The organism is Blautia sp. BIOML-A1, assembly GCF_009883055.1.
Taxonomy (GTDB): domain Bacteria; phylum Bacillota; class Clostridia; order Lachnospirales; family Lachnospiraceae; genus Blautia_A.
This window is the reverse complement of record NZ_WWVR01000011.1, coordinates 56655-68820: the sequence shown is the minus strand read 5'-3', so window position 1 is coordinate 68820 and position 12166 is coordinate 56655. Positions and strand designations below refer to the sequence as shown.

The 12166-nt window shown below is 41.7% G+C and carries 11 protein-coding genes; 1 reads left to right on the top strand and 10 read right to left on the bottom strand.

Annotated elements, in window-relative coordinates; all coding sequences use genetic code 11:
• Positions 1-21: 21 nt before the first annotated feature.
• The 7 genes from GT674_RS06950 to GT674_RS06920 form a co-directional block, all read right to left on the bottom strand.
• Positions 22-1170: a CobW family GTP-binding protein gene (locus tag GT674_RS06950; RefSeq protein ID WP_161285038.1), complete on the bottom strand. Its 1149-nt coding sequence runs from the start codon at positions 1168-1170 to the stop codon at positions 22-24.
• 183 nt (positions 1171-1353) lie between these two features.
• Positions 1354-1587 carry a polya polymerase gene (locus GT674_RS06945; RefSeq protein WP_161285037.1) on the bottom strand — a complete coding sequence of 78 codons (234 nt, stop codon included), beginning with the start codon at positions 1585-1587 and terminating at the stop codon, positions 1354-1356.
• A 99-nt stretch (positions 1588-1686) separates the two neighbouring features.
• The gene (gene glgB / locus GT674_RS06940; RefSeq protein WP_161285036.1) at positions 1687-3573 is read right to left on the bottom strand and encodes a 1,4-alpha-glucan branching protein GlgB; all 1887 of its coding nucleotides are present in this window, start codon (positions 3571-3573) and stop codon (positions 1687-1689) included.
• A gap of 273 nt (positions 3574-3846) precedes the next feature.
• Positions 3847-5367: a polysaccharide deacetylase family protein gene (locus tag GT674_RS06935; protein WP_161285035.1), complete on the bottom strand. Its 1521-nt coding sequence runs from the start codon at positions 5365-5367 to the stop codon at positions 3847-3849.
• Between the two features lie 156 nt (positions 5368-5523).
• Positions 5524-6825, bottom strand: coding sequence for a trigger factor (locus tag GT674_RS06930; RefSeq protein WP_161285034.1), 1302 nt, complete (start codon positions 6823-6825; stop codon positions 5524-5526).
• 31 nt (positions 6826-6856) lie between these two features.
• A complete protein-coding gene (locus GT674_RS06925; protein WP_161285033.1) occupies positions 6857-8242 on the bottom strand; it encodes a polysaccharide deacetylase family protein in 1386 nt (461 codons plus the stop codon).
• Between the two features lie 24 nt (positions 8243-8266).
• On the bottom strand, positions 8267-9793 hold the full coding sequence (locus tag GT674_RS06920; protein WP_330585490.1) for a polysaccharide deacetylase family protein: 1527 nt from the start codon (positions 9791-9793) through the stop codon (positions 8267-8269).
• A gap of 234 nt (positions 9794-10027) precedes the next feature.
• On the opposite strand from GT674_RS06920, the gene GT674_RS06915 reads away from it, so the two are divergent.
• Positions 10028-10477: a hypothetical protein gene (locus GT674_RS06915; RefSeq protein WP_161285032.1), complete on the top strand. Its 450-nt coding sequence runs from the start codon at positions 10028-10030 to the stop codon at positions 10475-10477.
• 58 nt (positions 10478-10535) lie between these two features.
• On the opposite strand, the gene GT674_RS06910 is transcribed toward GT674_RS06915, so the two are convergent.
• The 3 genes from GT674_RS06910 to GT674_RS06900 all read right to left on the bottom strand — a co-directional run bounded on the left by GT674_RS06910 (position 10536) and on the right by GT674_RS06900 (position 12152).
• Complete coding sequence (locus GT674_RS06910) at positions 10536-10982, bottom strand: DUF1934 domain-containing protein (protein ID WP_161285031.1); 447 nt, start codon at positions 10980-10982, stop codon at positions 10536-10538.
• 19 nt (positions 10983-11001) lie between these two features.
• On the bottom strand, positions 11002-11823 hold the full coding sequence (gene murI, locus GT674_RS06905; RefSeq protein WP_161285030.1) for a glutamate racemase: 822 nt from the start codon (positions 11821-11823) through the stop codon (positions 11002-11004).
• An 83-nt stretch (positions 11824-11906) separates the two neighbouring features.
• Positions 11907-12152 (bottom strand): hypothetical protein, encoded by a 246-nt coding sequence (locus tag GT674_RS06900; RefSeq protein ID WP_161285029.1) that lies wholly within the window; start codon positions 12150-12152, stop codon positions 11907-11909.
• Positions 12153-12166: the final 14 nt, after the last annotated feature.

Below are 12166 nucleotides of genomic sequence, written 5' to 3'. Positions count from 1 at the left end.
TGTCTGTATGTTCCTCCGTTATTACAGGCCAAAAAGCTCAGCCAGTTTATCCTCTTTGAGTTTTGAACCGATCACGCAGAGACGTCCTGTATATTCCGGTGCCCCCTCGCGGATCTCTGTTTCTTCCGGAACCATATCAAAATAGATCCATGTTCCGTCTTCTGCCGGAAGCATTCCCTTTGCACGAAGAATAACTCCATATTCTTCTGTCTCTGACAGAGTCTCAAGAATTTTCTCAAGGTTCTCTCTTGTATATTTCTTAATTGTCTCGCGTCCCCAGCTTGTAAATACCTCATCTGCATGATGATGGTGATGATCATGTCCACATCCACACTCATGGTCGTGATGATGATGCTCATGCTCCTCGTGTTCATGGTCATGGCCGCATCCGCACTCATGGTCGTGATGATGGTGCTCATGCTCCTCGTGTTCATGGTCATGGCCGCATCCACACTCATGGTCATGATGATGCTCATGTTCCTCATGATCATGATGGTGATGATCGTGTTCATGAACATGTCCACATTCCGGGCATACTTCTTCTTCCATCATTTCCTGCTCCAGTGATACCGGATGTTCCATAACCTCCAGGATTTTTGCACCCTCCAGTTCTTCGATCGGTGTAGTAATGATAGCTGCCTTTGGATTAATTTCACGAAGAAGTTCCATTGCGGCCTGAGCTTTTGCCTCATCCACAATATCTGTACGGCTCATGATAATCGCACCGGCATATTCTACCTGATTATTGAAGAACTCACCAAAGTTTCTCATATACATTTTACATTTCTTTGCATCAACAACCGTTGTATAGCTGTTAAGTACCAGACCTGTTTCTTCTTCAACACCCTGAACTGCTTTGATAACATCTGAAAGTTTTCCGACACCGGATGGCTCGATCAGGATTCTGTCCGGATGATATTTGCTGATCACCTCTTTGAGAGATGCTCCAAAATCTCCTACCAGTGAGCAGCAGATACATCCTGAATTCATTTCACGGATCTGGATTCCCGCTTCTTTAAGAAATCCGCCGTCGATTCCAATCTCTCCGAATTCATTCTCGATCAGTACAACCTGCTCGTCTTTAAACGCATCCTTGAGGAGTTTTTTGATCAGAGTTGTTTTACCGGCTCCAAGAAAACCGGAAATAATATCAATCTTTGTCTTTTCCATGGTATATTCATGTCCTTTCTTAATACAGTGTTTAGCAAGGCTAACTCCAAACGTAGCTTGACCAGGAAGTGCATGCACCCCCTGGTTAATTTTGCCATGCATAATGCCAGTGGGGACATGAACCAGTCACGCCCCCACTGTGTTTATCATTACCGTTTACAGTAATGTTATTCATTCCTTTAATCAGCCGTTGATCATGAAGCTCAGAAGTTTATCAATATCTTCTTTTTCATAAGCAACGATTTCCAGTTCCGGGATCTCTCCACCGGAGAAAATGTTTGCCAAAGATACATACTGGGATAATTTGGATTTCAGATTCAGTCTGTCTCCCTCACCTGTTACAAGCTCTACTCTTCCTTTGCAGCTGTCTACTACTTCAAAAAATTTGTCGATATCTTTAATGTTGGATACTTTCATTTTTATTCTCCTTTCGAGATTTTAATCAGTTAGTTACTTTCTAATTCGCGTTCAGTATAAACCATATTTTTGCAAATTGCAATGCCTTTATAACAAAAATTAGTATGTAAACACAGCAATTCCATATGCCGGAAGCGGATATGCAAAAGAAAACTCTCTGTGATCACATTCCTTTGCCTCTGCCTTAAATACTTCCGGTTTGTCCAGAAGACCGTGTTCATCCATAATAAGTTTGTACTGTTTATTCTTCGGAACGCCAACACGATAATCTGTACGTTCTACCGGCGTATAATTTACAACGAACAACAGATTGTTTCGTTTGGTAGGTGACTTACGTACCAGACTGAATATACTCCTGTCTGCATCATCTGCATTGATCCATTCAAATCCATTCGGATCATTATCTCCGGCATAAAGTGCAGGATATTTCTTATACATATGGAACAGTGTTTTCACAAAGTTCTGCAGATCTTTGTGATTGTCTTCTTCCAGAAGATACCAGTCAAGTTCTCTTTCTTCACTCCACTCTCGAAGCTGTCCGAAGTCCTGTCCCATGAACAAAAGCTTCTTGCCCGGATGGAAGATCATAAATGCATACGCGGCCTTCAGATTCTTGAATTTGTCATCCGGATAACCCGGCATCTTATTCAGCATAGAGCATTTCAGATGAACAACTTCATCATGAGAAATAACGAGTACATATTTCTCGCTGTATGCATATGTCATGGAGAAAGTCATCTTGTTATGATCTCCTTTACGGAAATATGGATCCAGCTTCATATATTCCAGGAAATCATTCATCCATCCCATATTCCATTTCAGAGAAAATCCAAGACCATCATCCTCTGCTTTACCGGTAACCTTAGGCCATGCTGTAGATTCCTCTGCAATCATGACCGTACCATGATTCCTTCCAAGAACAACCGTATTCAGATGCTTAAAGAACTCTATCGCCTCAAGATTCTTATTGTCACCATATTTGTTGGCAACCCATTCACCGTCTTTCTTGCCATAATCCAGATACAGCATAGATGCCACTGCATCTACACGGAGCCCGTCTACGTGACATTCTTCAATCCAGTACAGTGCATTTGCGATCAGGAAATTCTTTACTTCCGGTCTTCCATAATTATAGATCTTGGTTCCCCAGTCAGGATGCTCTCCCTGTCTCGGATCTTCATGTTCATATACAGCAGTTCCGTCAAAATTGGCAAGTCCATGTGCATCCTTCGGGAAATGTGCCGGAACCCAGTCAAGAATAACACCTATCTTATTTCTGTGCAGATAATCCACCATATACTTAAAGTCCTGTGCTGTACCATATCGTGATGTCGGTGCGTAATATCCTGTCACCTGATATCCCCAGGATCCGTCAAACGGATGCTCTGCAATTCCCATAAGTTCTACATGCGTATAGCCCATTTTCTTAACGTATGCAGCCAGTTCATGTGCAAATTCGCGATAGTTATAAAATCCCGGATCATCCTCATTTTCTGCCGGATGTTTCTTCCAGGAACCAGGATGAACCTCATAGATTGCCATTGGATCACGCTTCTCGTCAAACTCCTGACGTTTCTTGATCCATGTGGTATCTTTCCATTTATAATCTGTAATATCTGTGATCCTGGATGCCGTTCCCGGTCGGAGCTCTGATTCATTTGCATATGGATCTGCCTTATAAAGTTCCTCACCATGATAGCCGACTATAAAGAACTTATACAAATCTCCAGCCTTGGCACCTGGAACAAAAAGCTCGTATACTCCAATCTCTCCTACTTTATTCATAGGATTCGCCTGGTTATCCCAGTTATTAAAATCTCCAATGACAGAAACAGATCTGGCATTTGGTGCCCATACTGCAAAATAAACGCCCTTTTTACGTCGCTGTGTCGTAGGATGTGCTCCTAATTTCTTATAAATGTCATAATGCGTTCCCTGTCCAAACAAATACTGATCCAGTTCTGTAAACTGCATTTTCTCTCCCATCCAGAACTTCCTCCTTAATATACACTCTTTCTTTCAATCCTCTGTCAGTTTCTTTATGGTTTCTGACAGAGCAGATCCATACTGGCTGATTTCATATTCGCATATTTATCGGTAATCTGCACATTTTACCACTCTCATTTCAGCCCATTTATAGTCATATTATACCAACGTGGTTTGTCTTCGTCAACTAAAAGTACTGTGAGTTTTCATATCTGCAAATAAAAAATGAGGACAAAACTTTTTCTTTGCTTTGTCCTCATCTGTACTTCTTATTTAGTATGTATCATACGAATCATCACCGCTGGAATCCTCATCATAATAATCCCCTGAATCACTGTCACCGGAAGAATCATCTCCATAATCCTCCGATCCGGAACTGTCATCATAGGAACCGTCACTTTCGGAATCACCACCTCCTGATGAATCACCACTGCCCGAAGAATCGTCTCCATCGGAGCTTCCATCTCCCGAACTGCTGTCTTCCGAACTACTGTCTTCCGAACTACTGTCTTCCGAACCATCACTGGAATCTTCGGAAGAACTTCCATCACTTACATCTGTGCCATCAGAAGAACTGTCTGATCCATCAGAAACATCACTGCTTCCATCATCTGTGGATGCTGAATCTGAGTTTCCATTATATCCCGGGATCGTTCCTGCCTGAAGCTGACTGTCCCAGAACTGTGAATAACTTGCATTCTGTAAGGTTACATTCTTGGCTGCTGCAAGTTCACTGACTGTCATCAGCTTATATCCCTGGGCAGTAAGATCCGGTATCAGTTTTAACGCCGCCTGAACAGAAGGTTCATGAATATCATGCATCAAAATAATCGTTCCGTCTGTCAGATCTCCATTCATAACCGCGTTATAATCTGCCGTTGCATCCATCAGTTTCCAGTCCTCTGTATCCAGTGACCACATAAAGAATGGCTTCTGTACCGCATCAAAAATATCCTGGTTTGCGGCTCCATATGGTGCCCGGGCTACTGTAGAAATCTGTCCACAAGCTTCCTTCAAGGCATCATCCGTCTTCTGAAATTCTGCCAGAACATCATCCATTGACATATTTAACAGTGTCTGGCTCGGATGATCCCAACTGTGGTTTCCAATCTCACATCCTATATCTACCATTCTCTGTACAGTTGACTGCCAGGAGCCCACGTTCTGTCCCAACATAAAGAATGTCGCATGCGCATTATTCTCTTCCAGACAATCCAGAAGTTCATCTGTATATTCTCCCGGTCCATCATCGAAAGTAAGTGCAATTCTCGGTTTATGTGTATTCGGATCATATGTACCATCATCATTAAAATAATAATCATCAAATCCAACGCTTACCCAGCCGGTCTGAATATAACCGTTTTCATCAAAATAATACTTGGAACCATCTATCTCCTGCATACCATTTGCATAATAAGTTCCATCTGCATTCTGATACCATTTGCCTTTCTCATTTTCATTCCATCCAATAGACAGCTGAAATGCCTTTGCCGAATCATTCTTAAGTGGATACCTTACTGCTGAATTTACTGCTGTTGTCGTTCCCGATGCAGTGTCTGCGGTACCATCCGAGACGGTTTCGGAATCTGTATTATCACCTTCAGCCTGAACCTTGGCTGGTTTCTCAACATTCCCGCCGCTGATCCTGTTGACAACAGGAATCAGAATTCCTCTTATAACAAACACGACGACAAGAATCACAGCAATGACACATGCGCCCAGCCGCATCATCTTGCGTCGTCTTACCTGCTGTTGTTTTTTGCGTATTCTCTCACGCAATACTTTTTTGTCCATGATTTCCACCTGCTGTATTTTATCTCTGATGGTAACTGTTCAGTACCCTCACAGTTGCCTCTGATGTTACTGTTTATGGTACTTCAGTAACACATTCATCTTATTATCATAACGCATTTATTATGGAAATACAATTGCCTTTTGTTAAATATTTGTTTATTCCTCTACCGTATCATCCTCCATGACTTCTCCTGCCATATCTTCCTCTGAGGCTTCCTGCTCCGCGTCGCTTCCATCGTCTTCCATCAGTTCTGAGTCTGTATTTTCTGCGTCAGAATATGCATCTTCATTCTCGATAGGATCCTCTGCACTTCCAGTTTTTTCGTTTACAGTTGACTGTTCCACAATAAATTTCTCTACTCGAAGAAGTGCCAGTGATTCGTTCACTTCATCTTCGCCATATGCTTCAATCAGTTCATCTATGCTTTCTACTCCATAATCCACAAGCAGATTATTCTTTAAGTCTTCTGTTTCTTTATCGTTCAGACTTAATCCTTCTGCATCGATAATTCCCTGAACGATCAGATTCTGTTCCACTTTGGATTCAGCATAATTCTTGCATTCTTCCTCAAAGTCTTCTTCTGTAAGTCCCCATGCTTCCAGCAGATCACTCAGTTCTATGTCATTGTCTTTTGCTGACTGCTCATACAATGCCTTATAATTTTCCTCTGCTTTTTTGACTTCTTCCTCTGGATACTTCTTGATTTCAGATGCATCAAGTACCTGAGACCATGCTGTTGCATACAATTCATTGTCTGCTGTTGTAGCAGCCTGCTTTTCAAGATTATCCCTTACAGACTTCTTATACTCATCTACGCTCTTGTAATCTGTATTGGAAGTAACCCATTCATCCGTCAATTCAGAAGGTCTTGTAAATTTCTGAAGAGTAACCTTAAAGATTGCCTCTTTGCCGGAAAGGGAATCATCATCACTGTATCCTTCCGGCAAAGTAAGCGTCAGTTCTTTGGTTTCACCTTTTTTCATTCCAACCAGACCCTCTTCGAAGCCATCGATTCCCATGTCACCTTCACCGACAACCAGTTCATAATCTTCTGCTGAGCCTCCGTCAAACTCCTCGCCATCAACCGTACCGGTGAAATTAATAGTAACAGTATCTCCTTCTTCAACGGTTCCGTCCTTGACTTCCGTTCCCTTGTCCTGCAGTTCATAACTGATCTCTGCATTAACATCATCATCTGTTACTGCCTGTGTGTAACGGTCCAGAGTAAAACCCTTGTACTCCCCGATTGTAACATAGTCAGAAATATCTTTTACAGAAACAATTCTTGTCTCTTCTTTTTTAGAATCGGAATCTTTGGACTCCTCTTTATCTTCTGATTTATCAGCGACTGCCTCTGTCTTTGTGGTATCTTTATCAGGATTTTCTTTACTTCCACAAGCGGTCAGATATACTGCCATGCATGCTGCTAACATTGCTGCTACTACTTTTTTCTTCATAAAAAATTCTCCTTTCAAAACAATCTGTATCCTACATCTCCGGAACCGGTGTCGGTCTGGAAGAATCCCATACCTCTGATACATCAAAAAGGTCACTGAGCATGTCAGGATTATAGTACATACGATATCCATCCAGATTTCTTCTTCCCTGGCGGAAATACTGGTCTGTGATCTGTACAAAATACTGACTGGAATCTACATTACAGAAATAATCGTATCCGGCTTTTTTGTAATAGGCAAATTTCGCATTGTCACTGGAATATCCCTCCCAGTCACCAATATCTGCGCCAAAAGCAAAGATAACCATATCTGTATCACCAAGGATCGGTGCCACATAAGCTTTCCATTTCTTGTCATCTGTTTTCAGTTCCTCTGCCGTGGAAGTCGTTGCATTCCGATGTCCCCAGGTATGACTGGCAAATTCCCATCCTTCTGCTTTCATGGCATCAGCAACCTTCTTGGCATCCTTCACATTCTGGTCATAATCAAAATCCGGATGACTGTCCAGGAAGGCCTTCTGGTCATCCTGAAGGTTTTCTTTATCTTTATAGGCAATGTCTGTACGATATCCAAGAACACCATCATAACCAGTCATCGCAAGAATTCCCTTACGTCCATGATAAGAAAAATCAGGATGCTCTTTGATAAATGCATCCAGAAGCGGAACCATATCGTAATCTCCTACCGATACACTTCCATCATCCTCAATATATTCTGTTTTGACATCACCATTCTCATCAAGCACCAGCCTGGATGCATAACCGTCACCATCCATATAATGATAGTAGCTCACATCATCCTGTGAGAGTACAAACGGAATCTTGCCTTCCGGAACCATGATCTTTCCACGGCTCATTGTACCGTCTTTGTTTACCGTTGCCATATCATGCGGACTTACAAGAACATATCCTTTATCATAAAGAATCTGTATGATCTTATTGAACTCACTGATCGTTGTCATTACCTGATTATATCCACCTGATTTGGAATCTCCGTCAAATGCCTTGCTGGTATCTTTGATCAGTGTATGAAAAAATACATGTGTAATCTTTTCCAGCGGATATTCTACAAGCGAAGACTTGGAAATCTGACATTTGGCTGCCAGATCCATATAATCTTTATTTGACACAAACTCCTTCTGACCTTTCAGAAGTTTGATTGCTTCATCATAATTATACTGTTGATACATGATGGTTGCCTGATCAAGAATGGACTGCTCTTTACTGGATTTTGAAGAACCCTCTTTCTCCGAGTCATTACTGTCCGTTTCTGCCTCTTCCTGAGAAGCAGTCTGATAAGTACTGACTGTTTTTGTTTCCTTTTTTGCTGTATCATTCAAAAGCGACAGAATATGACTGCCGCTTAGAAGTATCGAAGCTGAAAAAATACATCCAAGTATCACAGCTCTTTTCTTCATAGTTGTAACTCCCTCTTTCTTAACTTAAGTCATTGGTGGTACCGGAGTCGGTCTGCTTGGATCAAAGACATCCTTTACATTAAACAAATCTTCCAGAAGTTCCGGATTATAATACATACGATATCCATCCACATTTCGCCTTCCCTGTCGGAAGTAACGGTCTCGGATCTGCACAAAATATTTGCTGGAATCCACATTGCAGTAATAATTGTATCCGACACTCTTGAGGTATTCAAACTTGTCCCCGGAATAATCTTCCTGCACCGTCAAATCTGTTCCAAATGCAAAAATGATAATATCCGTTCCTCCGATCAGAGGATCTACATTATCTTTGAATCTCTGTGTATCTGCCTGAAGCTGTTCCAGCGAAATCTGCGCAACATTCTGATGACCCCAGGTATGACTGGCAAACAGCCATCCTTCTTTCTTCATGGCCTCTGCAACTTTCTTTGCTTCTTCCCGTTCTTTTTCCAGGCTGAAATCCGGATGTGCATTCAGCCATTCTACTTTATTATCATCCAGATCTGCCGGACGTGTTTCATAGCTGATATCTGTTCGATATCCAAGAATCCCATTATATCCGGTTAATGCCACAATACCCCTGGCTCCTCTGTAAGAAAAATCAGGATGTTTTTCTACAAAGCGGTCGATCAGTGGAACCATATCATAATCTCCTACTGATACACTTCCATCATCTTCAATATATTCATTTCGGATCTTACCTTCATCATCTACAACCAGTTTAGAGGCATATCCGTCGCCGTCCATATAATGATAATAACAGACATCATCCTGTGAAAGCACAAATGGAATCTTTCCTTCTGGAAGAAGGATTTCTCCCGGTGACATACTTCCATCCTCATTCACCTTTGCCATATCTTTGATACTGACCATTACATAACCCTTATCATACATAGTCTGTGTAATCTTGTTAAACTCATCTATCGTAGTCATAACCTGATTATAATCAGCCTCTTTGTAGTCTCCATCAAAGGCCTTACTCGGATCCTTGATAAGAGTATGATAGAAAATATGTGTCACTTCTTCCAGCGGCCATGATTTACAGGAAGCTTTGGCTTCTTCATATTTGCTGACTGCATTCTGCATATCAGAGTTGCTGCTGTATGAGGCATCTTTCTTAAGAAGCTCCATCGCACCATCGTAATCATACTGTGCTGCTTTTCGTTTCGCCGCTTTGAGCGTGTCTTTTGCAGAAGCTTCAGAAGAAGCTTTCTCTGTTGTCTGTGAATCTTTGACTGAAATCGAAGCATCTGAAGCATTTACCGCCGTTTTCTTATCAGAACTGTCTGACGATGAAAGGAGTCGTCCTGCAATTCCCCTGACTGCCGCAGCTGTCACAAACAGGATGCCAATAGCCATAATACCCAGGATAAGCCTTCTCTGACGCTCTCGTTTTCTCTGTAACGCCCGACGTCTCCGCCTGCGTTCCCGCTGACGCTCTTCTTCTGTCATCCTTCCTGTTTGGACAGATCGGGATGTCTTTTTATCGGCTTGTTGTCTGGTTTTCTTTTTACCATTATACCTTTCCATACTAACTCCTTATCTCGTCTGTTCTGTAATTTTTAGTATACCTCATGTTATTTTTCTTATTCCAGATCTTACAATTTATGTTCTTTATATTATACCTGTTTACCAATATCATTTCCACCGTTTTTCCTTTTCTTCACGGATTTTTCGTGAATTTATTTGCCTTTTGTAATAAATAATGTTAGAATATATTTCGCATAAATATTTATAAATATATACACATTGAGGAGGGTATCTATGAGTACACTTAGCATCGTCCTTCTTGTTATCCTGGTCATTCTGATCATTGCCCTGGTTGCACTTTATTTCTTCGGAAAGAAAGCTCAGAAAAAGCAAGAAGAACAGCAGGCACAGATTGAAGCTGCAAAACAGACCGTTTCCATGCTGATCATTGATAAGAAACGACTTCCACTCAAAGAATCCGGTCTGCCTCAGATGGTCATTGACCAGGCTCCAAAGCTGATGCGCCGTTCCAAACTGCCGATCGTTAAGGCTAAAGTTGGTCCGAAGATTTCCATACTGATTGCAGATGAGAAAATTTTTGATCTGATCCCTGTCAAGAAAGAAGTAAAAGCCGAAGTAAGCGGTTTATACATCGTAGGTGTAAAGGGAATCCGTGGTTCTCTTGAAACACCGGCACCTAAGAAAAAGGGATTCTTCAAAAGAATGTTCAGCAAAAACAAATAATATCAAACAAAGACAATGCCCGCCAAGTCAAAATGCTTCGCGGGCATTATTTTTGTCTTTATAAAACAAATTCATCGGAATCCTTAGACTGTGCCTGTACTGTCAGATAACAGTCCGCAACATGTTCTTCATTCATATCAAGTGCGTAATCCACTTTCATCTGAATATCGTCTTCACTTTCTTTCAGTTCCAGGCCTGTTGCTGCAATTCCCATCTGAAGAGTTCCATATGGTGTATTATAAAAAGTTTTGTTCTTTTTTCCCTGCTCAAAAACCATATGTACGTTTACCTGTCCCTGTTTTCGGATTTCTACTCCCTCCGATGACATTTTAATATAATTTACCGTTGTCTGTGCAGAATCATCCAGCATTTCTTCATATCGCAGATAATGACTTCCATTTCGGAAATAATACTGTCCCGGCACTACAATCTCAATCGGTTCCTGCTCATCGTCTGTTTCCATCAGCTGAAGACCACGTACATGTATCAGTACATCTTTGTTCATCTGTCTGCTCCTCCTGATCTTAATATTTTTCTATGTCGATTTTTTTTGCCATCGACACATCATATGGCAAAATAGAATTTGCAAAATCCTTAAACTCATCTGCCAGATCACTCACATAAAAACGATACGGAAATTCCTCTTCTCCTGTCCCGCTGCTGGAAATATCCAGTTCTGCAAGAAGAGCCTTCAACTGCAGTGCTGTCTCATATGCCGGATTAACAAGACGTACGTTCTGTCCCATAACCTCTCTGATCGTGGAACGTATCAGAGGATAATGTGTACATCCAAGAATCAGCGTATCAATCTCCTGCTGCTTCAATTCCTGAAGATACCGGGAAGCAACCTCGGTAGTTACCGGATCATGAAGCCAGCCTTCTTCAACCAGCGGAACAAATAATGGGCAGGCTTTTCCGATCACAGTGATCTCCGGATCAAGATGCTTCAGGAATGCTTCATGAATGCCGCTTCCGACAGTTCCAAGTGTTCCGATCACACCAACTCTTTTATTATGAGTTTCCTCTGCTGCTACCCTTGCCCCAGCTTCAATCACTCCCAGTACAGGAATATCCAGTTCATCCTTTACTGCATCCAGGGCAAATGCACTTGCTGTATTACAGGCAATCACAATCGCCTTCACCTGCTGTTCTCTCAAAAAATGAATGATCTGCCTTGAATAGCGGATAATTGTCTCCTTTGATTTACTTCCATAAGGAACCCTTGCTGTATCACCAAAATAAACAATCTTCTCCGATGGAAGGTTTCTCATGATCTCCCTTGCGACAGTAAGACCGCCCACTCCGGAATCAAATACACCGATCGGTGCATCTCTGTCTATTTTCATAAATCTATTTCTCCAGTTCTTCTGTTCTGTTTGATGTTGATCGTTCAGAAACACCTTGCATTTCTGAACGATTATTTAACATCTTACCACCTCTCCAGCGCTTTCGCAAGCCAGAAGGACAGCTTTGGCGGCTGTTTTACCGTATTTTCATAATTGTCTGCCGCTGTATGTGTATCTTCAAAACAGAATTGAGGATACAGGGTTCCCCACCACGCCATAATACCAGAATCTTCGACATTTTTCGGCGCACCCGAAAAAATCACTGCTACCGCCATCCCCACTGCTACAGAAAAAAACATTCTTTTTTTCCAGTTTCTTAACCAGTCCATTTTATTACCTCCGG